Consider the following 24,108-nt stretch of genomic DNA (forward strand, 5'->3'; position numbering starts at 1 on the left):
GTGCGCCGGTTTCGGGTCGTGGTTGGGGGATCTCGACGGGCTCGATCAACGGTTTTTGCTCGACCCCGTTGGTCGAGCGTGTCGAGACCCTCGTTCCCCCGTTGGTCGAGCGTGTCGAGACCCTCGTTCCCCCGTTGGTCGAGCGTGTCGAGACCCTCGTGCGCTGGTTTCGGGTCGTGGTTGGGGGATCTCGACGGGCTCGATCAACGGTTTTTGCTCGACCCCGTTGGTCGAGCGTGTCGAGACCCTCGTTCCCCCGTTGGTCGAGCGTGTCGAGACCCTCGTTCCCCCGTTGGTCGAGCGTGTCGAGACCCTCGTGCGCTGGTTTCGGGTCGTGGTTGGGGGATCTCGACGGGCTCGATCAACGGTTTTTGCTCGACCCCGTTGGTCGAGCGTGTCGAGACCCTCGCGTGCCGGTTTCGGGTCGGGGTTGGGGGATCTCGACGGGCTCGATCAACGGTTTTTGCTCGATGAACGGTTTTTACTCGACCGGCGGTTTTTACTCGACCGGCGGATTTTTACTCGACCGACGGTTGGTGCTCGACCGGCGGGTGTCGCTCGACCGACGGGCGCCGCTCAACCAACAGCGACCCGACCCGCTAGTGCAGGGAGATCGTTTCCACCGCATGCAGCTGGTCGCGAATGAAGCGGTTGGCATGTGCGGCCAGGTCGTCCGAGTCCTGCCAGAGGTTGCGCCAGATGCCGAGCGTGTTGCTCAGCTCGGCGCTGACGACCGACGACGAGAACGACTCGAACACGACGGGGCCGTCATAGTTGATCCGAGCCAGGCCGCGAAAGAACCCGTCGAAGTCGACGGTTCCGCTGCCGAGGTAGCCGCGGTGGCTCTCGCCGATGTGTACATAGCCCAGGCGGTCGTTCACGTCCAGCACGGGGGTGAAGAGATCCGACTCCTCGATATTCATGTGGTACGTGTCGAGGTGCACCGAGACGTTGGCATGGTCGACCTCGCCCAAAAACTCCAGGGCAGCGCGGCCCGTGTTCATCAGGTTCGTCTCATAGCGGTTGACGACTTCGAGCGAAAGGTGGATGCCGAGGCCGTCTGCGCGGGAAGCGAGCCGGCCCAGGGCCGCGGCGCTCGAGGCGCGTCCACTGGCCGTCTGCGGCTGCATGTACTTCTTCATCGCGCTGTACAACACCCCGCACAGATTCCGGCCGCCCATCGTGCTGACGATGTCGAGACACTCGTTCAGCAGGGCCTCGCCAGCGGCGACAATGGCCGGGTCTGGGCTCGTGAGGTCGGTTGAATCGCTCAAACCGAGCGAGGCCGACACCGCGAGGTCATTCTCTTTCACGAGCCGCGCGGCAAGGTTCCGGTCGAAATTGGTCGGATCCATCAGCGGAATCTCGATCAGATCGAAGCCGGCCTGCTTCGTCTTTTCGATGGCCAGGGTCAGGCCTTTTTCATCGAAAGTCCCTGTAAAAACCAGGGCGTGTGCGCCAATCTGCACGGGGGCCTCATTCCTTGTCATCGTCTGTGACTGCTCGCCACGCGGGGTGGGACAAATCAACACTAGGTGGATTCACCAGAATTAGATACATTAGGATACAACTTAGAGAGAGGCCGATTCGTTACTCGCATTGGTCGGATCTTTAGCCGTTCCTGTGGCATGATCGTCAGACAGGAATTGGATGTACGTTTCCTCCGTCGAAGTAGGTGAAAGTGTGAATACCCAACTGCTCAAGGTCAGTGGTATTAGTAAGAGCTTCCCCGGCGTGCAAGCGCTGAAGGATGTCGAGTTCGAACTGAACCGGGGAGAGGTCCTCGCACTCGTCGGTGAAAACGGCGCCGGCAAGTCCAGCCTCATGAAAATCCTTTCCGGTATCTACACCAAGGATTCGGGCACCATCGTCTTCGAGGGCCAGGAAGTCGACATCGACAGCCCGAAGACCGCGCAGGCGCTCGGCATCAGCATCATCCACCAGGAGATGCACCTGATGCCGCACCTCACGATCGCGCAGAACATCTACATCGGCCGTGAACCCCGCGGCGGAATCTTCCTGCGTGAGCGTGCGCTCAACCGCAAGGCCGACGAGCTGCTCGGCCGCCTCGGCATCGCGCTGAACCCGCGCGATCTCGTTGAAACCCTCACCGTCGCGAAACAGCAGATGGTCGAAATCGCCAAGGCGCTCTCATTCGACGCCAAGGTGCTCATCATGGACGAGCCGACCTCGGCTCTGACCGAATCCGAAACCGAAACCCTGTTCACCCTCATCGAGGGGCTCAAGAAAAACGGCACCGGCATCATTTACATCTCGCACCGCATGGACGAGCTGCGTCGGATCACCGACCGGGTCACGGTGCTGCGCGATGGGCAGTACATCGGTTCGCTCGAGACCAGCCAAATCGACATCCCGACGATCATCGAGATGATGGTCGGCCGCCACATCGAAGAGGGCGCCCGCCCGGCCCCCCGCGACCACTCGAACGAGCCCGTCGTGCTGAAGGTCGCCGGCCTGAACACCCGTCACCTGCTGAAAGACGTGGGCTTCGAGCTGCGTCGGGGCGAGATCCTCGGCTTCGCCGGGCTGATGGGTGCCGGCCGCACCGAGGTCGCCCGCGCCATCATCGGCGCAGACCCGTCCGAGATCGGCACGATGGAGATCAACGGCACAGCCGTCTCGATCAAGCAGCCCTCCGACGCAGTGAAGAACGGCATCGGCTACCTCTCGGAAGACCGCAAGGCCTACGGCCTCTTGCTCGAGCAAGACGTCAACACCAACATTCTGTTGGCCTCACTGCGTGATTACACGGATGCCCTCGGCTTCGTTCACACGGGCAAGGGCAAGCAGATTTCGCGCGACTACGTCAGTTCGCTGCGCATCAAGACTCCGTCGATCACGCAGACGACGAAGAACCTGTCTGGTGGAAACCAGCAGAAAGTTGTGATTGCCAAGTGGCTGGCACGCGACTGCGACATCCTCATTTTTGACGAGCCGACCCGCGGCATCGATGTGGGAGCCAAGGAAGAGATCTACCAGCTGTTGAACGAGCTCGTGGCCGAGGGGAAGTCGATCATCATGATCTCCTCCGAGCTGCCTGAGGTTCTGCGGCTGTCCCACCGCATTGTCGTCATGGCAAGCGGTCGGATCACCGGCGTTCTCGACAACGTAGACGCGACGCAGGCGAAGATCATGGACTTTGCAACCCGCATGGGCGACGAGAAAGAGTAACGACAGCATGAATGCAACCCCTGTTATTGAGAAGACGCCCCAGGCGGAGAACAGCTCCAATCAGAAGTTGGGCGCCCAGAGCTTTCTGCGCGCACAGCTGCAGCAGTCGTTGGCCTTTGGCACGCTCGTCGTGCTGCTTGTCTTCTTCTCGTTCGCCAGCAACAACTTCTTCACCTGGAGCAACATCTCCGGCATCCTGCTCTCGACGGCCGTGATCGGCATTCTGGCGCTCGGAACGACGTTCGTCATCATCACCGGCGGCATTGACCTGTCGATCGGTACCGGTATGACGCTGGCCGCCGTGATGACCGGCATCTTCCTCGTGAACCTGCAGCTGCCGTTGATCGTCGGCGTGATCGGTGGAATCGCGACGGGAGCCCTGATGGGCTTCATCAACGGCTTCAACATCGCCGTGCTGAAACTGCCGCCGTTCATTGCGACGCTGGCCATGATGATGATCGCCCAAGGCCTCGCCCTGGTGATCTCCGGCGTGCGCCCGATCTACTTCAGCGGCGTCGAGGGATTCAAGCAGATCGCACTCGGAACGCTGATTCCGGGCCTGCCGAACGCCGTTCTGATTCTCTTCCTGCTCGCCATCGTCGCCTACCTGCTGCTGAGCAAGACGATCCTGGGTCGCTACACCTTCGCCATTGGCAGCAACGAAGAGGCCACGCGCCTGTCGGGTGTTGACACCCGCAAGTGGAAGATCATCATCTACACGGTCGCCGGTCTCTTCACCGGTGTCGCCGGTGTCGTCATCGCCGCGCGCCTCGACTCGGCTCAGCCGCAGCTGGGTGTCGGGTACGAGCTGCAGGCGATCGCCGCCGTCATCATCGGTGGCACGTCGCTGCTCGGTGGACGCGGCTCGATCATGGGAACCGTCATTGGTGCCCTGATCATGAGCGTGCTGATCAACGGCCTGCGCATCATGTCGATCCAGACCGAATGGCAAAACGTCGTCGTCGGCGCCGTCATCCTCGTCGCGGTCTTCACTGACTCGCTGCGCCAGGGGCGCTCGGCAACCTAGCCCATCCCATGAACCCGGCAGGGGCGGTCTCGTAAGAGGCAGGACCGTCCGTGCTGAACCGATGCACCAATCGGTTATCGCCGCAGAGGTACAGCCCAGACAACGATCCTGTGTCTACCCGTACCTCGTGGCCATCGTCGCCTCTTGAGATCAATAGCAGCACCGAGTCAGCCATGGGGCTGGCCACCGACCAAACAACGGAGTTATTCGATGAAAACTAGCAAGAAGGTCACGTTCCTCGCCGCTGCAGCTGCGGTGGCACTCGCTCTCGCGGGCTGCTCGGCCAACGCCAGCACCGACGCAGGCGGCGACGGAGGTAGCGACGAGGTGTACATCGCACTCGTCTCGAAGGGATTCCAGCACCAGTTCTGGCAGGCCGTGAAGACGGGCGCCGAGAACAAGGCCAAGGAGCTCGGCGTCAAGGTCACGTTCGAAGGCCCCGCCTCCGAGACTGAGATCGACAGCCAGCTGCAGATGCTGCAGGCCGCGATCGACAAGAAGCCCGACGCCATCGGCTACGCAGCCCTCGACCCCGAGGCCTGCATTCCGCTGATGGATGCCGCCAAGGCAGCCAGCATCCCGGTCGTTCAGTTCGACGCCGGGTGCAACAGCGACTACCCGCTGAGCATCGCAAAGACCGACAGCCTGGGCGCCGGCGCACTCGCTGCCGACAAGATGGCTGAGCTCATCGGTGGCAAGGGTGAGGTCGCAATCGTCGGTCACAGCCAGATCAACTCCACCGGTGTTGAACGTCGCGACGGCTTCGTCGACCAGATGAAGGCGTCATACCCCGACATCAAGATCGTCGACATCCAGTACGGCGATGGCGACCACCTCAAGTCGGCTGACATTGCCAAGGCAATGCTCGCTGCACACCCGAACCTCAAGGGCATCTACGGCACCAACGAAGGCTCCGCCATCGGCGTCGTCAACGCTGTCGGCGAGCTGGGCCTGAAGGCTGGCGCTGTCACCATCGTCGGCTTCGACTCGGGCCAGGCACAGATCGACGCGATCAACAACGGCACCATGGCCGGCGCGATCACGCAGAACCCGATCGGCATCGGCGAGGCAACCGTTCAGGCTGCATTCGACGCCATCAACGGCAAGACCCCGGAGAAGGTCATCGACACCGGTTACTACTGGTACGACAAGACCAACATGGAAGACGCCAAGATTGCGGCGGTTCTCTACAAGTAAGTAATGCATGACTGAAGCCCCTCTCCCAGATACTGGGGGAGGGGCTTCTCCCATCTCGGCGAAAGGAACCATCGATGGCACGCGCAGACGTGAGCTTCTCCAATGCGCACGACACCGACCCGTTCGGTCGACTCTCCTACGGTGCTGCTGCGCTGGGGAATCTCTTTCAGGCCGTCGACGACGAGACGGCCGCCGAGACGCTGGCGACCGCGTGGGAGCTCGGCATCCGTTATTTCGACACGGCCCCGCACTACGGGCTGGGACTGTCCGAGCGCCGCGTCGGCGAGTTTCTGCGGGGGAAGCCGCGCGACGAGTTTCAGATCAGCACCAAAGTGGGGCGCCTGCTCGAGCCCACGCCCGAGCGCGCCCACCTGAAGGACGACACCTGGTTCGACGTGCCGGCCGCGACCCGGCGGCGATGGGATTACTCAGCGGAGGGGATCCGTCGCTCTCTCGAGGACTCTCTCGACCGTCTCGGCCTCGACTCCGTCGATATTCTCTACCTGCACGATCCGGAGCAGTTCGGGGTTCATGCCGAGATTCCCGGAGCGGTGCAGGCGCTCATCGATCTGCGTGAGGAGGGGCTCGTCGGCCGCGTGGGTGTGGGCACGAGTGACGTTGACATTCTGCGCAGCATTGTGCGAACGGCCGATATCGACCTCATCATGCTGTCGAACCGCTACACGCTGCTGAACCGGGAGGCCGCCGATGAGTTGCTTCCGGAGTGCCGAGAGCGCGGCGTCGGCGTGGTCAACGTTGGCGTGTTCAACTCGGGGATTCTGGCGTCGCCGACACCCCGCGACGACGCACACTATGAATATGGTGCGGTGACGCCGTCGGTGCTCGCTCACGCACGCCGGTTGGCCGACGTGTGTCGCTCGCATGGCGTGGAGTTGCCCGCTGCTGCCCTGCAGTTCAGTCTGCGCGACCCGTCGGTGCTTACCGTCGCGGTGGGTGCGGGGCGCGCCGAGCAGTTGCGCCAGAACCGCGCCTGGATGGATGCGCCGATTCCTGAGGCGCTGTGGGGCGATCTGTAGGCGGCTGCGCAGTTCTTGCTGGGACGGGGGCAAATCCGCTCGTTTGCGCATTATGGTCACAAACCTGTTACTACATGGCCTATCGCGTCGAGCGCCCGGTAGCGTGTGACAACGGCACAGTTGCCGTTACTACACATTGGAGTGTGACATGGGGTTTTCCAAACGGGCCATCATCGCGGCGGGGGCTGTAGCAGCCGCGCTGGTCTTCACCGGCTGTGCAAGCGAGGCATCAGACGCTCCGGCCGCCGGCACTTCAGACCGGCCGTACATCGCCTTGATCTCCAAGGGCTTCCAGCACGAGTTCTGGCAGGCCGTCAAGCAGGGCGCCGAGAGCAAAGCCAAGGAACTCAACGTGGACATCACGTTCGAGGGTCCGGCATCCGAGACTGAGATCGACACGCAGCTGCAGATGCTGCAGGCCGCGATCGACAAGAAGCCTGCCGCGATCGGTTTCGCGCCGCTCGACCCCAAGGCGTGTGTTCCGCTCTATGACGCCGCGAAGGCCGCCGGTATTCCGATCGTGCAGTTCGACGCGGGCTGCGACAGCGACTACGCACTGAACACGGCCAAGACCGACAGCCTCGCCGCCGGCGCACTCGCCGCCGACAACATGGCCGAGCTCATCGGCAAGAAGGGGGAGGTCGGCATCGTCGGCCACACCCAGATCAACTCGACCGGCATTGAGCGTCGCGACGGTTTCGTGAACCAGATGAAGGCCGAGTACCCCGGCATCACGATCGTCGACATCCAGTACGGCGATGGCGACCACCTCAAGTCGGCCGATATCACCAAGGCCATGATCGCGGCACACCCGAACCTCGTGGGACTTTACGGAACCAACGAGGGTTCGGCCGTTGGCATGGTCAATGCGCTGTCCGAGCTGGGCTTGAAGCCCGGCCAGATCACCGCGGTGGGCTTTGACTCCGGCCAGGCGCAGATCGATGCGATCAGCAACGACCTGATGGCCGGCGCGATCACGCAGAACCCGATCGGCATCGGCGAGGCGCTTGTTCAGGCCGCAGTCGACGCCATCAACGGCAAGACGCTGGAGAAGACGACCGACACTGGCTTCTTCTGGTACGACAAGACCAACATGGACGACCCGAAGATTGCCCAGGTTCTCTACAAGTAGCGTGCACGTGTGACGAAGGGCCGTCCGCGCATCTGCGCGGGCGGCCCTTCTGCGTTGCAGTCTCCGTTGCCTTCTGCGTTGCAGTCTCCGTTGCCGTCTGCGTCGGATGCGTCGGATGCGTCGGCGGATGCCCGCTCGCCGAGTTCGCGACTTTCGGTCGAGTTTCCGTGGTGCGCGGGGTGAACTCGACCGCAAGGCGGAAAGTCGGCGGATACGGGGCGTGAGCCGCGTCGGCCGGCCACGGGCGCGTGGGCGGGGGCGCGGGGCTTGAGGTTGGCTCGCGGGGTTTCGAGGCTGCGCTCGCAGGGCTCGCTTCGCACCTCAACCAACGGAGTTGGTTTGGGTGGGCGCGACGGGTGCGACGGGTGCTGCGAACTCGGCGTACGTGGGTTAGGCGGGCGCCCAGGTGAGGAAGCGCTGCGGGTTCTGCGTGACCAACGCATCGACGACATCCGCGCCGATGCGGGCTCTCAGCTGCGGCAGGTAGCGCTCGCCCAGGTAGGCGAGGCCCGGCATGCCGCCATAACCGATGTAGCGGGATGCCCGCGCGACGTCGCCGCCGAGCAGAATCCTGTCGGCCGAGCCACCGACAATGACGGCTTCGGTGAGCGTGAGCAGCTCGGCATCGCTGCGGGTGCGCGGCCGGGCCATGCCGTCGTAGCCGAGCCAGGCGCCGCGAGCGGCGAGCTCGAGGTGCAGGGCGGGGTTCGGGTCGCGGTCGGCGTGCGCGAGCACGATGCGATCGGCGGGAACGCCGAGCGATCCGAGCAGGTCGAGCAGTTCGTGGGCGGCCGTGCAGAACTCCAGGTGCACCATGACCGGGGCGCCCGTCGCGACGTGCGCCTGCGCGACGGCCTCGAGCGTCACGCGCTCGAACGGCGTGATCGACCAGTAGCCAATGCCCGCCTTCAGCAGGCCGGCCCGCACGGGGTGGCCCGCGGCGTCCGTCGCCCGCCCGTCCACAGCTCGTGCGAGCGCGGTACGAATGTCGCTCGAAGCGGATGCCGTGTTGGCATCCGTCGATCCGGCGGGTGCCGCGCCGGCACGGGCGACGGACCGTCGGGCACCATCGTCACGCTGCGGCATACCGAGCAGCAGGTCGTCGGTGAACAGTGCGGCGCGCTCATCGACCGTCGTCTGCCGCAGCCAGTGGTCTGGCCCATAGTGCGCCTCGCGATGCGCTCCGGTGGTCGCGACGATGCGAAGGCCCGTCGCGCGGCTGATGCGCGCCAGACTCTCGGGGTCGCGGCCCACACCGATCGGGGTCGCGTCGATCATGGCGTCGAAGCCGCTGCCGCACAGCAGGGCGGCTTCCACGCCCGAGGCGGCCTCGTCGTTCAGTTCGTCGCCGACCAGCAGCGGGCTCACCTGAAAGAGGTGCTCGTGATAGTTGACGCGGCCGAGCTCGGCGGGCGCCAGATCGCCCGACACCGTGCGCACGAAGGTCATCGCGCAGCCAACGCCGCATCGGCCAGGCGTGTCACCGTGGCGTCGTCGAGCGTGAGGTCGAAGACCTCGGCGATCACCTGGCTCCAGCCGTGAATGAAGTAGCGCCAGCCGTCGACGACGGTGAGAGCGGATGCCTCGGCCTGCTCGCTCGCCTGGGCCAAGAACTCAAGCGAGCCGCGGTAATTGAACTCCCAGACAATTGCCTCGCGCGGAAATCGGGCGCCGTCGGGCACGGGTGAACCGGGGCGGTCCTTGCCGAGCCCGCTCGCGTTGACCACGAAACTGCCGGCGGGTGCGGCGGCCAGGATGTCGCGGGTCACGTCGGGGGAGGACGCGAGCACGTAGTCGATCAGGCCGGCCGGGGTGCCGCGGCGGTCGTGCACCGCGCGTAGGTGGTCGAGGCGCGCCTGGCTGGTGTCGGTCACGATGATGCGGGAGGGGGCATCCGCTCGCTCGGCCAGGTACCAGGTGAGCGCGGTGCCGGCGCCGCCCGCGCCCAGGCACACGGCGTGGGCGCCGGTGGTCGCGAAGTGGTCGGCGGGCAGAAACTCTTCAGCGGCCAGGCCGACGGTGAGCGGATCCTTGGCGTGGCCGTGCAGGGCGCCGTCGCGCTTCGAGATGCTCGACACCTCGCCGCAGAGCGTGCTGAAGCGGTCGAGCTCGCCGAACAGGTCGTGGCTGGCTTCGTAGAGACCCATCTTGTGTGTGGTGACAAGGGCGCCGCGGTGCTCGGGATCGTCACGGATGGCCTCGACCAGCGCCCGATACTGCTCGGGTGTCGCGTCGAGCGGCAGGTCGTGGCCGCGCAGAGTGCGGGTGGGCAGGTCGAGGATCTCGGCCCAGACCGGGAAGATCGCCATGATCGAGGACTGCGCCGTGCTCACGCCGACAAAGCCCATGTGCCCGCTCATGCTGCGACCGCCAGACCCGAGAACAGGCGCGCCTTGCGCTCCACCTCGTCGTACCGGCCGGCCGCGAGGTCGGCGCCCGAGACGAGGTCTCCGCCCGCACCGACCGCGATCGCTCCGGCGGCGAACCACTCGTCGATGTTCTCGGGGGTGACTCCGCCGGTCGGCATCAGAGCCAGCTCGGGGAACGGGCCGCGCAGCGCCTTCAGGAAGGCCGGGCCGCCAAGGGAGGCGGGGAAGATCTTGACGACATCCGTGCCGTAGTCGAGCGCCGCCATGACCTCGCTCGGAGTGAGCGCACCGGTCATCACGGTCAGGCCGGTCGCCTTCATGGCGCGGGTCAGGTCGGGTCGCGTGCCCGGGCTCACCAGGAACGTCGCGCCGGCCGCGTGGGCCTGCTCGGCCTGCTCGGCCGTGGTGACGGTGCCGGCGCCGAGGTAAATGCTCTCGCCGTAGCGAGCGGCAAGCTCCCGGATGACGGCGGGCGCGTCAGGCGTGGAATAGGTGATCTCGAGGCCGGTCACGCCGCCGGCGATGAGGGCGCCGGCCGCGAGAATGGCGCTGTCGGCCGACGGGGCGCGCACGACGGCGAGCACACGGGTGTTCGAAAGAGTGGTGAGGTCGGTCATCGATCAGGCTTTCGTTCGGACGGGATGGGGAGGGGTGTCGCCGTTCAGCACGGCGAGCAGGTTGGTGACCGCGATCGAGCCCATGTTGTCGACGGCTTCGACGGTCTGCGCGCCGAAATGCGGCGTGACGATCACACGGGCGGCGAGGTCCTCGGCCAAGAGCGGCGAGGCGTCACCGCGGGTGTCGCCGGCGAGGGTGTCGGCGGCGAATCCGGCGATCGCACCCTGGCGCAGCGCGGCGGCGAGGGCCTGTTCGTCGACCAGGTCGGGGCGGGCGGTGTTGATGATGACCAGGCTGGGGGTGGCGGAGGCGAGCCAGTCGGGGGTGACCAGTGTGGTTCCGCCCGGGGCATGCAGGGTGACGATGTCGCACTCGGCGGCCATCTGCGTGAAATTCAGGGGCTCGGCGCCGCCGGCCACGATCTGCTCGGTCGTCATCCAGGGGTCGTGGGCGACGACACGGGAGCCGAAGCCGGTCAGCCGCGCAGCGACGCCCTGTCCGATGCGGCCGAAACCGACGATGCCCACGGTGAGCGAGCCGAGCTCGCGGCCGCGCAGCACCGACCAGTCGCCGGCACGCACGCGGCGGTCGCCCTCGGGAATGCCGCGCAGTGCCGCGAGCATCAGTCCGACGGCATGGTCGGCCACCGCGCTGCTGTTCGCACCGGGGGTGTTCGTGACGATGATGCCGCGCGCTTCGGCGGCGGCCAGGTCGACGGCTTCGAAGCCCACACCGTAGCGAGCCACGACGCGCAGGTTCGGCGCGGCGTCGAGGTGCGCGGCGGTGACGGGGCCGGTGCCGGCCACCCAGGCGACGGCGTCGGCGAGAAGCGGACGCAGCGTGTCAAGGTCGTGGTCGGACGGGCCCATGCTGACGCTGTGACCGTTCTCGGCCAGGCGGGCGACGAGGTCGACCGATCCCGATCCGAACGACCGACTCGTTGCGAGAATCTGAGACATCAGTGACCTGCCCTCTTCGAGTACCACGGCGCCAGGCTGGTGTAGGCGTCGAGAAAAAGCTCATGCCGAGCGGTGTACCCGGCGTGCGCGGCGGCATCCGGAGTGAACTCGGCGGTCACCTCGGACAGCCCGCGGGCCGCGTCGAAGCCGTCGACGAGGCCGAGGCCCACCGCGGCGGTGACCGCGGCCCCGAGGCTGTTCGCCTCTTCGACGATGGTGCGCCGACGCACACTAACGCCCCAGATGTCGGCCATGATCTGCAGCCAGGTGTCGCTGGCCGCGCCGCCGCCGATCGCGTCGATGCTGTCAATCGTGGCGCCGGCCTCACGGAACGCCTCGATGCAGGTGCGCAGGTTGAACGCGACGCCCTCGAGCACCGCACGCGTCATCTCGGCACGCCCGTGGTGTCGGCCGATGCCGACGAATGCGCCGGCGGCATCCGGGTTCCAATGCGGCGAGCGTTCGCCCAGCAGATAGGGCAGAAAGTAGAGTCCGCTGGCCGAGCCCTGGGCGGTGTTGGCGTCGGCGACCAGCTGGGGCAGATTTGCGGATGCCGCGTCGGGGCTGAGCAGCTCGGTCACCCACTGCAGGGCAGCGCCGCCGGCCTGCATGGTGGCCGTCGGTACATAGCTGCCGGGCACCACGTTGTCGAAGGTCATGGTGCGCATGAGCGGGTCGAGCACCGGCGTGTCGCTCACAAACGAGATCCAGGCGGAGGTGCCCAGGCAGACGTAGGCGCCGTCGGTGGGGGCAACGATTCCGGCGCCGACCGCGGCGATCGGGCCGTCGCCGCCGCCCATCACCACGCGGGTTCCGCGGGCCAGGCCGAGCGTGCTCGCCGCGGCATCCGTGAGGGGGCCCACGATGCTCGTCGCATCGAGGATTTCGGGGAACAGTGCGACATCGAGGCCGGCAGCGGCCAGCATCTCGGCCGACCAGACGCCATTCGTCTGGTCATAGGCGTTGGTCGCCGAGGCGTCGGAGCGGTCGGTCGCCAAGCGGCCGGTGAGACGCTGCAGGACGAAATCCTTGGCGATGCAAAAGTGCCGCACGCGGTCGAACACGTCAGGCTCGTTGTCACGCACCCACATGATCTTCTCGAGCGAGTAGGTGGGGTTGATGCGATGACCGGTCAGGGCGTAGGCGCGCTCCTGACCGATCACGGCTTCAAGCTGCGCGGTTTGGGCGGTGCTTCTGGTGTCGGCCCAGATCATCGCGGCACGCACGGGGTTGTAGCTCGCGTCGAGCAGAACGGCGCCCATCATCTGGCCGCTCACGGACAGCCCCGTGACCTGGACGGGGGTGACGCCGGAGCGGGCGATGAGTGTTCTCGTCGCCTGGACGACGGCATCCCACCAGTCCTCGGGGTTCTGCTCGGCGAGGCCGCCCTCGGCGAAGTGAGCGCCGTAGTTGACGGTCACCGCGGTGACCAGGCGGCCGTCATCCTCATGCAGCGAGGCCTTGTTGCCCGTCGTCCCGAGGTCGTGCGCGATGATCATGAGTGATCAGCCCTCGACGTAGTTCACGAAGTCGAGCCCGTCGGCGCCGGCCAGCACCCGCTGGCCCATGCCGTGCTCGAGCACCCACCCGTAGTCGTGTCCGGCTCCGCCGGGGTAGACCGCGAGGAACGAGTAGGGCTCGTCGCCGACATTGATGCTGCGGTGAGCCCAGCCGGGCGGCATGTAGCCGATGGTGCCGGGGGTCATGTCGACCCAGCGGGTCTCGGTGCCGTCGAACATCAGGAGTCCGCCGTGACCGGAGATGCAGAGGTAGATCTCGCCCTGGTGGTTGGGGTGCTGGTGGCCCTTGGTCATCCACAGCTCCCCGGCGGTGGTGCCGGGCTGGATCGTGGTGATCGACTGGGGCAACTCGCGGTCAATCTCGGGAACGGGCGAGGACACGACCGAGTAGACGATCGGGTCGCCGTCGGCGACGGCCGCAGCCCAGGCCTCCGAATCGCGGAACAATCCCTCAAGGTCCGACATGCGTCGGGTCAGGGTCGGTCCCTCGGGAGAGAGAGTTCCGGCGCCCTGATCGAAGCGGATGCTCATGGGCGGAACGGGAAGGGCGGAGTATTCGGACACGACGGTCTCCTCGAACGGTTCTGCGGCTGCGGTGCTGCGAATTCAGACTACCTGTAATTACAGGTTACATGTAATTACAGGTGCGAGGGAGTGAAATTTGTCGACCAGGTACAGTTTCGACCGCGCTGCGCCTGCGCTGCGCCTGCGCTTCGGCCGAGTTCAGCCCTAGTCGAGGCCCGTGTGGCGCAGCGACGCGGTGCTGAGATCGCTGGGTGTGGCCGTGAGCTGAAACTCGAAGCGGCTGCGATCGCCGCGGTGATAGGCGATGAAGTACTCCATCGGATGGTCGTCGACATCGAACCCGACGCTGCGCAGAACGAGCAGGGCCTTTCCTTCTCCAACGCGCAGGAGTGCGCCTTGCTCGGCATCGGCGGAGGAGGCCTCGGCCGAGCGCACGCCCCGCACGGCGCGCACATCGTAGGTGGCCAGCAGTGCGTACAGCGACTGGTCGCGCAGATCGGCGTGTTCGACCAGCACGCCGACCCGCTCAGGCAGATAGGTCGTCGTCCAGGACCACGGCTCTCCATCGACGAAACGCAGTCGCTCGATCATCAGCACGGGATCGCCGGGAAGCAGCTGCAGGGCGGTGGCGATGTCGTCATCTGCCGGCACGAAGGCCTGCGTGCGCACCTCGCTGCGCACCCGTCCGCCGCGTGCCGTGACCTCTTCATAGAGACCGGTCAGCGTGTGCACCAGGCTCTCGGGGGTCTTGGGGTGGGCCACGAACGTTCCCTTGCCCTTGACCCGGTCGATGATGCCCTGATGCTCAAGCTGAAGCAGCGCCTGGCGCACGACGGTGCGGGAGACACCGAACTGCGCGCAGAGACGGTGTTCGCCGGGAAGAACGTCGCCGGGCTTCAGGCCCAGCGTGGCGATGTGCTCGATGATGTGCTGCTTGAGCTGGTGGTACATCGGCTGCGGGGAATGACGGTCAATGTCGTCGACGGCTCCGAGCGTGGTGCGTTCATCAGCGAGAAGAGGAGCATTCATGGTGTCAGCTTCCTAGCGAATCTGGAGTTGCAGGGAGCGTGAATGGATGACGGGGAGCGTCAGGCGTTCACGCTTCGCTCGGCGAGAAAAGCGTCAACCTCGTCGCGGTGGGGGAGGCTCGGCGAGGCGCCGCGCTTCGTCACGGCGAGGGCGCCCGCGCCGATCGCACGCGAAATTGCGGCGGGAAGCTCGTAGCCGAGTGCGATGGAGGAGCCCAGATACCCGGCGAAGGCATCGCCTGCGGCGGTCGTGTCGACGGCATCCACCTCGAACGAGTCGAAGTGCAGCGTCGTCTCGGCCGAGACCAGCACCGCGCCGGCTGCTGCCATGGTGATGAGCGCATAGCGCGCACCGCGGTCGGTGAACCAGCGGCCGGCTTCGATCGCGGAATCGGTGTCGGTCACGGGCACGCCGGTGAGAATGCGCGCTTCGGTCTCATTGGGGGTGACGATGTCGACCAGGGGCCAGATCGCGTCGTCGAGAACGGCGGCGGGGGCCGGGTCGAGTATGACGGTGAGGCCGGCCTCGTGACCCTTGCGGATGGCGTACTGGGTGAGCGCCCACGGGATTTCGAGTTGAGTGAGAAGCACGCGTGAGGTGGCGGCGCGATCCGCGAACGCGGTGTCGATCTGCTCTTCGCTCAGTGCGGCGTTGGCCAGTGGCACCATCACGATGTCGTTCTCACCGGACGCATCGACGCGGATGTGCGCGATTCCGGTGGGGCCGGGAACCGAGCGCACGTGCTCAATGTTCACTCCCGCGCTGCGCAAGCCGTCGGTGACGAGGTTCGAGAACAGATCGGTTCCGACGCAGGCGACCATGTGGGCCTCGCCGCCCGCGAGACCGGCCGCGACGGCCTGGTTCGCGCCCTTGCCGCCGAGCACAAGTGTGAAGTCCTCGCCCAGGATGGTCTCACCGCGCGCGGGAAGACGTGTGGAGAATGTGGTGAGATCGGCGGTGATGCTGCCAACGATCAGGACGCCGCCTGTCGGGGCCGACGACTGTGTCTGGCTCATTTCGTACCTTTCGAGGCGTTCCACGCCTATTCACGAGATGCCGGTGTCGACATCCCCACTACCCTTAAGTACATTACCGTACAGGCGCCTTTTTTCGGGGCCGAGGGTTCGGGCTCGGCCTCGCTTCGACGCGGCGCTGCACCATCATATTTCCGAAGGAGACCATCACCATGCAGCGCGAGCTTCGTTTTTACGTCGACAGTGCCAACGTTGACGACGTCAGCACACTTTTGACGGATCACCTGGTGCACGGGGTCACCACCAATCCGACCATTCTCGAGCGCTCGAACCGCACGGTTCACGACATTCCTGCACTCTACGCGCGGTGGGAATCGGAGGGTGCCGAGGAGATCTTTTTCCAGACCTGGGGCAGCACGACCGACGAGATGCTGCAGAACGCAGAGGGCATCCGTGCGCTCGGTGAGCGCGCCGTGGTGAAGGTTCCGGCCACGCGTGCGGGGTTCGCGGCGGCGTCGACGCTCGTCGCGGCGGGAACGCGCGTACTGGTGACCGCGGTCTATTCGCAGGGGCAGGCGCTCGCCGCAGCAACTCTGGGTGTGCGCTACATCGCACCGTATCTGGGCAGGCTGAAGGATGCCGGGCGGGACGGCATAGCCGAGATCACTGCGATGCAGGCACTTGTTGCCGGCACCGGCACCGACGTGTTGGCGGCGAGCCTGCGCACGCCGCACGACATCGTCGAGCTCGCCGCGAACGGTGTGCCGTTCTTCACGGCGGCACCGTCGGTGATCCTCGCCGCGCTACAGACCGATGTGAGCGACGCCTCGGCGGCCGAGTTCGACGCGGCGGTGCAGCGGGGCCTGTCGGACAGGCAGGAATAGCTGTTCCCCCTCGCGGTGCCGAAGTGAGACGGGGCCGCGCTCTTCAACGGTTTCGCTGCTCACTCGCCGCCGGGCCATCCGCTCTTAGGAGGCCGAGGCCGCGTCCCGCAGCCACTGCTCGACGCCCGAGATGTGCACGAGCGTGAGTGCCTGAGCGAGTTCGGCGTCGCCGCGTTCGAGCGCATCGACGATGGAGGTGTGTTCAGACAGGGTGCGCTCCACCGAGTGCTCCTGGGTGAGGCCGCGCCAAATGCGCGCGCGCACGGTGCCGCTCGAGAGCGATTCGATCAGGCCGGCCAGGTAGGCGTTCCCCGCCGCGGCCACGATCGCACCATGAAAGGCGAGGTCGTGGGTGACCAGGCCCTCGACACTGGTCGTGCCATTGACCGACTGGATCTGGCCGCGCAGGTCGTCGATTGTCGGGGCATCCATCTGCGGGCAGGCGAGGGCGACGGCGGCCGGTTCGAGTATGCGGCGCACGGCGAAGAGCTCCAGAATCGAGTCGTCGTCGTGCATGTCGAGCACGAACGACATCGCCTCAAGCAGCAGTCGGGGCTCAAGACTCGTCACGTAGGTGCCGTCGCCGCGGCGCACGTCGAGCACGCGAATGACCTCGAGTGCCTTGACGGCTTCGCGCAGTGAACTGCGGGAGAGCCCCAGGCGTTCGCTGAGTTCCTTCTCGGGGGGAAGGCGGTCACCGGGGCCGAGTTCTCCCGACGTAATCATCTCTTTGATCTTGAGGATTGCTTCGTCGGTCACGGCCATGCAAAGATCCTACCTTTGTCGGCATCCGCTTCTGATGCGTGACGGATGCGCCGGTGCCTGCCCGCGGATTCCACGTGCGGGCGCGGCTAGCTGATCGGCTGCTGCTTCGCCTTCACCGGCAGGAGCAGGCCCAACCCGATCGTGATGATCAGCACGATGCCCAGGATGCCCCAGTATTGCGCGCCGCCGAGCGTGACGAACAGCGCGAATGCGGTGGGCGCCAGGAACGTGGCGGCCTTGCCCGTCGTCGCGTAGAGGCCGAACACCTCGCCTTCGCGCCCCGCCGGGATCACCCGGGCCAGGAATGAGCGGCTGGCCGACTGGGCCGGACCCACAAAAAGGCAGAGGGCCAGGCCAAAGGTCCAGAACACAATCTGGCCGCCGTCGTGCAGCACGAACACGGCCGTGCCGCAGATGATCAAGCCGACGAGTGAGGCGACGATCACCGGCTTGGGGCCGATCTTGTCGTCGAGCAGGCCGATCGAGACGGTGGCGACGCCGGCGACGATGTTGGCGACGATGGCGAAGATGATCACCTCGCCGGCCGAGAAGCCGAACGTGCCGGCCGCCAGGATGCCGCCGAACGCGAAGACACCGACGAGACCGTCACGGAACACCGCGCTGGAGATCAGGAAGAAGACCGTCTGCCGGCTTGTCTTCCAGAGTGCGGCGATGTCGCGACCGAGGCGGGCATACGAGGCGACGAAGCTGACCTTCGCACGCTTGGCGCTGGCGGGTGCGTGGTATTCCGGGACCGCCAGCAGAACCGGCAGCGCGAACAACCCGAACCAGGCCGCCGAGATCAGCATGGCGACGCGCACGGACAGGCCATTGGCATCCGTCACACCGAACAAGCCGACCTCGGGGTGAATGAAGCCGAAATACACGATGAGCAACAGCACGATGCCGCCGAAGTAGCCCATTGACCAGCCGAAACCGCTCACCTTTCCGATCGAGCGGGGTGTCGAGACGCTGACAAGCATGGCGTTGTAGTTGACCGAGGCGAACTCGAAGAACACGGTGCCGACGGCCAGCAGAAGCAGGCCGAGCCAGAGGGAGCCGGGTTCGGGGGTGACGAAGAACATCAAGGCGGTGACCGCGACGACGACGTAGGTATTGATGGCCAGCCAGAGTTTGCGGTGTCCTGAGACATCCGAACGCTGCCCAGTGATCGGCGCGAGTAGGGCGACGACGATGCCGGCGACCGCCAGAGTCCAGCCGAGCTGGGCCGACACGAATGCCTCCCCGCCGAAGGATTTTCCCGTGAGATAGACCGTGAAGACGAAAGTGGTGACGACCGCGTTGAAGGCGGCTCCGCCCCAATCCCACATGCTCCACGCGAGGATGCGACCCTTGCGGCCGCGCTGCGCCGAAACGGCCTCGACCTGCGCGGTGTCGACGCCGATCGTGGCGGCCGCGCCATCCGTCTGAGTCAGGTGGGTCGGCGGGAAATTGCGCGGGGAGCCATCACTCGCGGGCTTCGAGTTGTCGGTCATGGGTTCAGGGTAGTGCGCGGTGGTCAGCAATCGGGGGCAGCGGGGCCGCAGCGGTGACGAGGTCGCTCACCACTCTCATCAGCGAGGCGCCTGTACTGGGAGCCGCCGTGAGACCGGATCGGCGGCTGAGGCTCGCACGACGGGTAGGGCTTGCACAGAGGTGGGCCCGACAGTGCTTCTTGGTAGGGTGGGCGCATGTCCCGAGAGCTCGGTATGGTGATTGAGCGATGAGGCGGGTGGTGTGTGGGCTTGCTGCAGTGCTTTTTCTTACCGGATGCGGAACTGGTGGGCGTAGCGGCCTGAGCCCGAGCGAAGCGGCGTCGATGGTCAACGAGATTGATGGTCTCTCCAATGCGGAGGTCATATGCGCTGAAACAGCGCCGCGATTCCTTGATCTTGGAGGAACCGCCTTCTGCCAACTCGAGGTCACCGTTGAGGATGGTTATGAAGTGAAGGGTGCCGCAGAGTTGGCGGAGTTCTTTTTGCGCGTCATTTGGGCGTTGGAAACTCGCAACGAACCGCCCAAGCTCACCGTTACATTGAACCTCCCGCAGGGCACGAAGTTTGATCCGGTTGCGGCACTGCAAGCGAACGGTTGGGAAACCACTCGTGGCAAGTACGTCGGTGAGCTTTGGGGCGTTTTCGCGCACGAGAACGGTTATTTCACGGGGCATACGGAAGCTGCTGAACATTTCGGTTCATGGCCGGGTAAGTCACCGGCAGCGCCACGCGGCCTGCTCACACCATCTTCCTGAGCGCACCTCAATTCCATTCATCGAATGTGCATAACGTAATGGGATCCGTCGAAGCAGAATTTACATGCTGCTGATCCGGATCGGTCGCTGAGACTCGCGCGAAAGGTTGAACGCGATCGTGGTCAGCACGAGCCAGGCCGCGATGGCCATGAACACCCCTGACGGCAGGTGAGCTAGCGCGCTGTGCTTCAGGTCTGCGTTCATCTGCTCGATGATGGCATGCTGCCGGTGGCCGTCTGGCTGCGGAGGTGTTTCACCGAAGTGCCCCGGCAGTTAGCCACGCGTCGGTGAGGTCGCTGAGCCCGGCTTTCACCGCTCAACTCGACCGGTGGATCGAGGCCAGAGCGATGTTCGGGCCCACGGCGACTCTCGGCGACTCTCGGCGGATCGGCCGGCTCTGTGCCTGCCGCAGGTTCGTGAGGTCGCACAGGTGACCGTTCCGCGGGCTGCGGAAGGGTCATCTGCGAGACCTCACGCGATTTCGCCGGGCCGAACGGGGTGCTGGCCGAGGCGCAACGGATGCCGCTGACGGCGCTTCTGCATGCATCCGGCGGGTGTCTTGCGCAAAGTTGAGCCATTCACACTCAACTTTGAGGTTCGCAGCTTGACATCATTTACACGCTCCTGTCACACTTGAGTCATCGAGGCTCAAGTCTCGCGAACCCACAGATTTGATTCACCCGAAATACAAAAGGAGCGCCACGCTTATGGCACGTGCAGTTGGAATTGACCTCGGAACCACGAACTCGGTCGTCGCAGTCCTCGAAGGTGGCGAGCCCACCGTCATCGCAAACGCAGAAGGCCTGCGCACGACCCCGTCGGTCGTCGCCTTCACCAAAGACGGCGAAGTTCTCGTTGGTGAAACCGCCAAGCGCCAGAACGTCACGAACGTCGACCGCACCATTTCCAGCGTCAAGCGCCACATGGGCACCGACTGGAACATCGCCATCGACGACAAGAAGTACACCCCGCAGGAGATCTCGGCGCGCATCCTGGCCAAGCTCAAGCGCGACGCCGAGCAGTACCTCGGCGACACGGTGACGGATGCCGTCGTCACGGTTCCCGCCTACTTCAACGACGCCGAGCGTCAGGCCACCAAGGAAGCCGGTGAGATCGCGGGCCTCAACGTGCTGCGCATCATCAACGAGCCCACCGCTGCGGCTCTCGCCTACGGCCTCGACAAGGGCAAGGAAGACGAGCTCATCCTGGTCTTCGACCTCGGTGGCGGAACCTTCGACGTCTCGCTGCTCGAAGTGGGTAAGGATGACGACTTCTCGACCATCCAGGTGCGCGCCACCTCGGGCGACAACCGCCTCGGTGGAGACGACTGGGACCAGCGCATCGTGGATCACCTGATCAAGAAGTTCAAGGAAACCACCGGCGTCGACGTCTCGAAGGACAAGATCGCCAAGCAGCGCCTCAAGGAAGCCGCCGAGCAGGCCAAGAAAGAGCTCTCGAGCAGCATGTCGACGAGCATCCAGCTGCCCTACCTCTCGCTGACCGAGAACGGCCCGGCCAACCTCGACGAGACGCTGACCCGCGCCCAGTTCGAGCAGATGACCAGCGACCTGCTCGACCGCACGAAGAAGCCGTTCCAGGACGTTATCCGTGAGGCCGGCGTCAAGGTGGGCGACATCGCTCACGTCGTGCTCGTCGGTGGTTCCACCCGGATGCCGGCCGTCTCTGAGCTCGTGAAGCAGGAGACCGGCGGCCAGGAGCCCAACAAGGGCGTCAACCCGGACGAGGTCGTCGCCGTCGGTGCCGCACTGCAGGCCGGCGTGCTGAAGGGTGAGCGCAAGGACGTTCTGCTCATCGACGTCACCCCCCTGAGCCTCGGTATCGAGACCAAGGGCGGCATCATGACCAAGCTGATCGAGCGCAACACGGCCATTCCGACCAAGCGCAGTGAGACCTTCACCACGGCCGACGACAACCAGCCGTCCGTTGCAATCCAGGTCTTCCAGGGCGAGCGCGAGTTCACCCGCGACAACAAGAACCTGGGCACGTTCGAGCTGACCGGCATCGCGCCGGCTCCGCGTGGCATCCCGCAGGTCGAGGTCACCTTCGACATCGATGCCAACGGCATCGTGCACGTGTCCGCCAAGGACAAGGGCACCGGCAAGGAGCAGTCGATGACGATCACCGGCGGCTCGTCGCTGGGCAAGGAAGACATCGAGCGCATGGTGCGTGAGGGTGAAGAGCACGCTGCTGAAGACAAGAAGCGCCGTGAGGCCGCCGAGGTTCGTAACAGCGCCGAGCAGCTCGCCTACTCGATCGACAAGCTCATCAAGGAAAACGACGACAAGCTGCCCGCCGAGGTCAAGAGCGAGGTTCAGGCTGACGTCGACGCTCTCAAGTCGGCTCTGGTCGGCGACGACGACGACGCGGTGAAGACCGCATTCGACAAGCTCAACGAGAGCCAGGGCAAGCTCGGCGAAGCAATCTACGCAGCCAGCCAGGCCGAGGCCGCGACGGCACCTGAGGGCGAGCAGCCGGCTGACGCGTCGAGTGACGAGGACGTGGTTGACGCCGAGGTTGTTGAAGACGAAGACGAGAAGAAGTAATGGCCAAGGACAAGAACTCGGGCGCCAATCCGGCCGATGAGTCGTCCACCGCAGCTGAGGAGGCGCTTGCCGGCGCCGCCTCAGCCGCGGCCGACGCTGACGCCGAGGGTATCGAAGAGGACGAGTTGACCGTTCAGGACATCCTGGATGCGGCTGACCTTGAGGCATCCGACCCGTCGGATGAGCACCTCGCCGACCTCAAGCGCGTCACAGCCGAGTACGCCAACTATCGCAAGCGCACCGAGGCGAACCGTGAGGTGGAGCGCGAGCGCGTCACCGGCGCGGTCGCCGTGTCACTGCTGCCGGTGCTCGACGACCTCGACCGGGCCGAGAAGCACGGCGACCTGGTTGCCGACTCGCCGTTCGCGACGATCGCAGCCAAACTGCGGTCAACCGTCGAGCGCATCGGCCTGGTTCCATTCGGTGCGGTCGGTGAGCCGTTCGACCCGAGCATGCACGAGGCGGTCTTCCAGATTCCGACGGCCGAGGTCGAGAGCGAAACCATCGCTGACGTCGTCGAGACCGGCTACAACCTGGGTTCGACACTGCTGCGTGCGGCGAAGGTCGTGGTTCAGGTACCGAGCGATGGCTAGCCAGGACTGGTTCGACAAGGACTTCTACAAGGTTCTCGGTGTCTCGAAAGATGTCACGCCGGCCGAGCTGAAGAAGGCCTATCGCAAGCTGGCGCGTCAGCATCATCCCGATTCCAATCAGGGCGATGCGGCATCCGAAGCGAAGTTCAAGGAGATCAGCGAGGCCCACTCGGTACTCTCTGACCCCGAGCAGCGCAAGGAATATGACGCAGTCCGTGCCATGGGCGGTGGAGCTCGCTTCACCGCCCCGGGCACGGGGGGCCAGCAGGGCGGATTTGACGATGTCTTCGGCGGCATGTTCGGCGGCGGTGGCGGCCAGCAGAACTACCAGTTCCAGCAGGGCGGGTACGACGACATTCTCGGCGGGCTGTTCGGCCGAGGTGCGGGTGGTGCGGGCGGCCGGTTCGGTCAGTCAACCGGCGGATATCGGGGAGCCGGCGGGCCGTCCCGTGGCCGCGATGTCACGGCATCGACGACCCTCGACTTCGTCACCGCGGTGCACGGCGACCAGATCACCCTGCAAACGCAGGACGGCCGCTCGATCAAGGTGAAGATCCCGGCCGGCGTGTCTGACGGCCAGAAGATCAAGCTGCGCGGCAAGGGTCAGCCGAGCCCGGATGGGGGTGAGCCCGGTGACATCGTGCTCACCGTCTCGGTGCGGAAGCACCCGGTTTTTGAGCGCGACGGACTCAACCTGCGGGTGACGGTTCCGATCACGTTTGTCGAAGCCGCCCTCGGGGCGACGATCGAGGTGCCCACGTTGGGCGGCTCGCCGGTGAAGCTGCGGGTGGCTCCCGGAACGCCGAGTGGGCGCATCCTGCGGGTCAAAGGTCGTGGTGTCGAAACGGCCAAGGGCACCGGTGACTTGCTCGCCGAGGTGCAGGTTGCTGTGCCGTCACACCTGTCGAAAGAGGCCGAGGCGGCCCTCGAGGCACTCAAGGCTGCTCTGCCCGACGAGAACCCGCGCGACGAGCTTCTGGTGAAGGCGCGCGGATAACAATGGACGAGAACAGCCGGGTCTTCGTGATCTCAACCGCCGCAGAACTTGCGGGCATGCACCCGCAGACACTGCGCCAGTACGACCGCATGGGCTTGGTCAGTCCGGGCCGCACGCCCGGCAAGTCGCGTCGTTATTCGATGCGGGACGTGGCCAAGCTCCGGGAGATCGCGGAACTCGGTGCCGAGGGCGTGAGCCTGGAAGGCATCCGTCGCATATTGGCGTTGGAAGATCGGGTGCGCGGGCTCGAGTCTCGTTTGCGCGAGCTCGAGTCTGCGCTGGCCGACGAAATGCTGAGCCGACCGGGCCGCCGCGTGTTCGCGGCGGGCTCGGCCGGTGACGTTATCTCGATGAAGGCGGGCACACGGATGCGCCGCTCGACTCAGATGGTTATCTGGCGGCCGCTCGACCACGGCGACGAGTAAGCGAAGCCGGAGAAATCTGTCACTGCACTCGTCAGGGGGAGGGCAGCGGC

23 protein-coding genes are annotated in these 24,108 nt (G+C 65.4%); 11 read left to right on the forward strand and 12 right to left on the reverse strand.

Annotation, left to right across the window (positions count from 1 at the left end; translation table 11 throughout):
* Window positions 1-599: 599 nt before the first annotated feature.
* Window positions 600-1,490: a sugar phosphate isomerase/epimerase family protein gene (locus HNR05_RS14505; RefSeq protein ID WP_179579789.1), complete on the reverse strand. Its 891-nt coding sequence runs from the start codon at window positions 1,488-1,490 to the stop codon at window positions 600-602.
* A 193-nt stretch (window positions 1,491-1,683) separates the two neighbouring features.
* Here HNR05_RS14505 and HNR05_RS14510 point away from each other — a divergent pair, with 193 nt between their 5' ends.
* From HNR05_RS14510 to HNR05_RS14530, 5 genes are all read left to right on the forward strand, one after another.
* A complete protein-coding gene (locus tag HNR05_RS14510) occupies window positions 1,684-3,192 on the forward strand; it encodes an ATP-binding cassette domain-containing protein (RefSeq protein ID WP_179579790.1) in 1,509 nt (502 codons plus the stop codon).
* A 7-nt stretch (window positions 3,193-3,199) separates the two neighbouring features.
* Window positions 3,200-4,219 (forward strand): ABC transporter permease, encoded by a 1,020-nt coding sequence (locus HNR05_RS14515; RefSeq protein WP_179579791.1) that lies wholly within the window; start codon window positions 3,200-3,202, stop codon window positions 4,217-4,219.
* A 210-nt stretch (window positions 4,220-4,429) separates the two neighbouring features.
* Window positions 4,430-5,416 (forward strand): ABC transporter substrate-binding protein, encoded by a 987-nt coding sequence (locus HNR05_RS14520; protein ID WP_179579792.1) that lies wholly within the window; start codon window positions 4,430-4,432, stop codon window positions 5,414-5,416.
* A gap of 74 nt (window positions 5,417-5,490) precedes the next feature.
* On the forward strand, window positions 5,491-6,453 hold the full coding sequence (locus tag HNR05_RS14525) for an aldo/keto reductase (protein ID WP_179579793.1): 963 nt from the start codon (window positions 5,491-5,493) through the stop codon (window positions 6,451-6,453).
* 148 nt (window positions 6,454-6,601) lie between these two features.
* The gene (locus HNR05_RS14530) at window positions 6,602-7,585 is read left to right on the forward strand and encodes an ABC transporter substrate-binding protein (RefSeq protein WP_179579794.1); all 984 of its coding nucleotides are present in this window, start codon (window positions 6,602-6,604) and stop codon (window positions 7,583-7,585) included.
* 390 nt (window positions 7,586-7,975) lie between these two features.
* On the opposite strand, the gene HNR05_RS14535 is transcribed toward HNR05_RS14530, so the two are convergent.
* The 8 genes from HNR05_RS14535 to HNR05_RS14570 form a co-directional block, all read right to left on the reverse strand.
* Window positions 7,976-9,034 (reverse strand): phosphotriesterase family protein, encoded by a 1,059-nt coding sequence (locus tag HNR05_RS14535; RefSeq protein ID WP_179579795.1) that lies wholly within the window; start codon window positions 9,032-9,034, stop codon window positions 7,976-7,978.
* Window positions 9,031-9,945 (reverse strand): shikimate dehydrogenase family protein, encoded by a 915-nt coding sequence (locus tag HNR05_RS14540; RefSeq protein ID WP_179579796.1) that lies wholly within the window; start codon window positions 9,943-9,945, stop codon window positions 9,031-9,033. Before HNR05_RS14540 ends, HNR05_RS14535 begins: the two co-directional genes overlap by 4 nt.
* Window positions 9,942-10,571 carry a bifunctional 4-hydroxy-2-oxoglutarate aldolase/2-dehydro-3-deoxy-phosphogluconate aldolase gene (locus HNR05_RS14545; RefSeq protein ID WP_179579797.1) on the reverse strand — a complete coding sequence of 210 codons (630 nt, stop codon included), beginning with the start codon at window positions 10,569-10,571 and terminating at the stop codon, window positions 9,942-9,944. The genes HNR05_RS14540 and HNR05_RS14545 overlap by 4 nt, the downstream gene beginning before the upstream one ends.
* A gap of 3 nt (window positions 10,572-10,574) precedes the next feature.
* Window positions 10,575-11,531 (reverse strand): NAD(P)-dependent oxidoreductase, encoded by a 957-nt coding sequence (locus tag HNR05_RS14550; protein ID WP_179579798.1) that lies wholly within the window; start codon window positions 11,529-11,531, stop codon window positions 10,575-10,577.
* Window positions 11,531-13,030 carry a xylulokinase gene (xylB, locus tag HNR05_RS14555; RefSeq protein ID WP_179579799.1) on the reverse strand — a complete coding sequence of 500 codons (1,500 nt, stop codon included), beginning with the start codon at window positions 13,028-13,030 and terminating at the stop codon, window positions 11,531-11,533. Before xylB ends, HNR05_RS14550 begins: the two co-directional genes overlap by 1 nt.
* 6 nt (window positions 13,031-13,036) lie before the next feature.
* The gene (locus HNR05_RS14560; protein WP_179579800.1) at window positions 13,037-13,615 is read right to left on the reverse strand and encodes a glucose-6-phosphate isomerase family protein; all 579 of its coding nucleotides are present in this window, start codon (window positions 13,613-13,615) and stop codon (window positions 13,037-13,039) included.
* 165 nt (window positions 13,616-13,780) lie between these two features.
* Complete coding sequence (locus HNR05_RS14565; RefSeq protein ID WP_179579801.1) at window positions 13,781-14,605, reverse strand: GntR family transcriptional regulator; 825 nt, start codon at window positions 14,603-14,605, stop codon at window positions 13,781-13,783.
* A 59-nt stretch (window positions 14,606-14,664) separates the two neighbouring features.
* Window positions 14,665-15,621 (reverse strand): ribokinase, encoded by a 957-nt coding sequence (locus HNR05_RS14570; protein ID WP_179579802.1) that lies wholly within the window; start codon window positions 15,619-15,621, stop codon window positions 14,665-14,667.
* Window positions 15,622-15,791: 170 nt separating this feature from the next.
* On the opposite strand from HNR05_RS14570, the gene HNR05_RS14575 reads away from it, so the two are divergent.
* Window positions 15,792-16,463 (forward strand): transaldolase family protein, encoded by a 672-nt coding sequence (locus HNR05_RS14575; RefSeq protein ID WP_179579803.1) that lies wholly within the window; start codon window positions 15,792-15,794, stop codon window positions 16,461-16,463.
* Window positions 16,464-16,547: 84 nt separating this feature from the next.
* On the opposite strand, the gene HNR05_RS14580 is transcribed toward HNR05_RS14575, so the two are convergent.
* Window positions 16,548-17,228: a FadR/GntR family transcriptional regulator gene (locus HNR05_RS14580; RefSeq protein WP_179579804.1), complete on the reverse strand. Its 681-nt coding sequence runs from the start codon at window positions 17,226-17,228 to the stop codon at window positions 16,548-16,550.
* 86 nt (window positions 17,229-17,314) lie between these two features.
* A complete protein-coding gene (locus HNR05_RS14585; protein ID WP_179579805.1) occupies window positions 17,315-18,724 on the reverse strand; it encodes an MFS transporter in 1,410 nt (469 codons plus the stop codon).
* A 323-nt stretch (window positions 18,725-19,047) separates the two neighbouring features.
* On the opposite strand from HNR05_RS14585, the gene HNR05_RS14590 reads away from it, so the two are divergent.
* The gene (locus HNR05_RS14590) at window positions 19,048-19,479 is read left to right on the forward strand and encodes a hypothetical protein (protein ID WP_179579806.1); all 432 of its coding nucleotides are present in this window, start codon (window positions 19,048-19,050) and stop codon (window positions 19,477-19,479) included.
* A gap of 60 nt (window positions 19,480-19,539) precedes the next feature.
* Here HNR05_RS14590 and HNR05_RS14595 read toward each other — a convergent pair whose 3' ends face one another.
* Window positions 19,540-19,683 (reverse strand): hypothetical protein, encoded by a 144-nt coding sequence (locus tag HNR05_RS14595; RefSeq protein WP_425485088.1) that lies wholly within the window; start codon window positions 19,681-19,683, stop codon window positions 19,540-19,542.
* Window positions 19,684-20,186: 503 nt separating this feature from the next.
* Between HNR05_RS14595 and dnaK the strand changes: the two genes are divergently transcribed.
* The 4 genes from dnaK to HNR05_RS14615 are packed head-to-tail and all read left to right on the forward strand — an operon-like array spanning window position 20,187 to window position 24,058.
* Entirely contained in the window at window positions 20,187-22,043 is a 1,857-nt protein-coding gene (gene dnaK / locus HNR05_RS14600; protein ID WP_179579807.1) for a molecular chaperone DnaK, read from the forward strand.
* Complete coding sequence (locus HNR05_RS14605) at window positions 22,043-22,636, forward strand: nucleotide exchange factor GrpE (RefSeq protein ID WP_179579808.1); 594 nt, start codon at window positions 22,043-22,045, stop codon at window positions 22,634-22,636. The genes dnaK and HNR05_RS14605 overlap by 1 nt, the downstream gene beginning before the upstream one ends.
* On the forward strand, window positions 22,629-23,633 hold the full coding sequence (locus tag HNR05_RS14610) for a DnaJ C-terminal domain-containing protein (RefSeq protein WP_179579809.1): 1,005 nt from the start codon (window positions 22,629-22,631) through the stop codon (window positions 23,631-23,633). Before HNR05_RS14605 ends, HNR05_RS14610 begins: the two co-directional genes overlap by 8 nt.
* Window positions 23,634-23,635: 2 nt before the next feature.
* Window positions 23,636-24,058 carry a heat shock protein transcriptional repressor HspR gene (locus HNR05_RS14615; protein ID WP_179579810.1) on the forward strand — a complete coding sequence of 141 codons (423 nt, stop codon included), beginning with the start codon at window positions 23,636-23,638 and terminating at the stop codon, window positions 24,056-24,058.
* Window positions 24,059-24,108: the final 50 nt, after the last annotated feature.

It is taken from the genome of Leifsonia psychrotolerans, assembly GCF_013410665.1.
Lineage (GTDB): Bacteria > Actinomycetota > Actinomycetes > Actinomycetales > Microbacteriaceae > Cryobacterium > Cryobacterium psychrotolerans_A.

Bases quoted from the DNA above. Each gene is read 5' to 3' on its own strand.
- HNR05_RS14565 (WP_179579801.1), bottom strand. From the start codon at position 14,605: ATGAATGCTCCTCTTCTCGCTGATGAACGCACCACGCTCGGAGCCGTC.
- HNR05_RS14590 (WP_179579806.1), top strand. From the start codon at position 19,048: ATGGTCAACGAGATTGATGGTCTCTCCAATGCGGAGGTCATATGCGCT.
- HNR05_RS14535 (WP_179579795.1), bottom strand. From the start codon at position 9,034: ATGACCTTCGTGCGCACGGTGTCGGGCGATCTGGCGCCCGCCGAGCTC.
- HNR05_RS14540 (WP_179579796.1), bottom strand. From the start codon at position 9,945: ATGAGCGGGCACATGGGCTTTGTCGGCGTGAGCACGGCGCAGTCCTCG.
- HNR05_RS14595 (WP_425485088.1), bottom strand. From the start codon at position 19,683: ATGAACGCAGACCTGAAGCACAGCGCGCTAGCTCACCTGCCGTCAGGG.
- HNR05_RS14575 (WP_179579803.1), top strand. From the start codon at position 15,792: ATGCAGCGCGAGCTTCGTTTTTACGTCGACAGTGCCAACGTTGACGAC.
- HNR05_RS14615 (WP_179579810.1), top strand. From the start codon at position 23,636: ATGGACGAGAACAGCCGGGTCTTCGTGATCTCAACCGCCGCAGAACTT.
- xylB (WP_179579799.1), bottom strand. From the start codon at position 13,030: ATGATCATCGCGCACGACCTCGGGACGACGGGCAACAAGGCCTCGCTG.
- HNR05_RS14580 (WP_179579804.1), bottom strand. From the start codon at position 17,228: ATGGCCGTGACCGACGAAGCAATCCTCAAGATCAAAGAGATGATTACG.
- HNR05_RS14505 (WP_179579789.1), bottom strand. From the start codon at position 1,490: ATGACAAGGAATGAGGCCCCCGTGCAGATTGGCGCACACGCCCTGGTT.
- HNR05_RS14610 (WP_179579809.1), top strand. From the start codon at position 22,629: ATGGCTAGCCAGGACTGGTTCGACAAGGACTTCTACAAGGTTCTCGGT.
- HNR05_RS14585 (WP_179579805.1), bottom strand. From the start codon at position 18,724: ATGACCGACAACTCGAAGCCCGCGAGTGATGGCTCCCCGCGCAATTTC.
- HNR05_RS14520 (WP_179579792.1), top strand. From the start codon at position 4,430: ATGAAAACTAGCAAGAAGGTCACGTTCCTCGCCGCTGCAGCTGCGGTG.
- HNR05_RS14570 (WP_179579802.1), bottom strand. From the start codon at position 15,621: ATGAGCCAGACACAGTCGTCGGCCCCGACAGGCGGCGTCCTGATCGTT.
- HNR05_RS14545 (WP_179579797.1), bottom strand. From the start codon at position 10,571: ATGACCGACCTCACCACTCTTTCGAACACCCGTGTGCTCGCCGTCGTG.
- HNR05_RS14605 (WP_179579808.1), top strand. From the start codon at position 22,043: ATGGCCAAGGACAAGAACTCGGGCGCCAATCCGGCCGATGAGTCGTCC.
- HNR05_RS14515 (WP_179579791.1), top strand. From the start codon at position 3,200: ATGAATGCAACCCCTGTTATTGAGAAGACGCCCCAGGCGGAGAACAGC.
- dnaK (WP_179579807.1), top strand. From the start codon at position 20,187: ATGGCACGTGCAGTTGGAATTGACCTCGGAACCACGAACTCGGTCGTC.
- HNR05_RS14525 (WP_179579793.1), top strand. From the start codon at position 5,491: ATGGCACGCGCAGACGTGAGCTTCTCCAATGCGCACGACACCGACCCG.
- HNR05_RS14550 (WP_179579798.1), bottom strand. From the start codon at position 11,531: ATGTCTCAGATTCTCGCAACGAGTCGGTCGTTCGGATCGGGATCGGTC.
- HNR05_RS14530 (WP_179579794.1), top strand. From the start codon at position 6,602: ATGGGGTTTTCCAAACGGGCCATCATCGCGGCGGGGGCTGTAGCAGCC.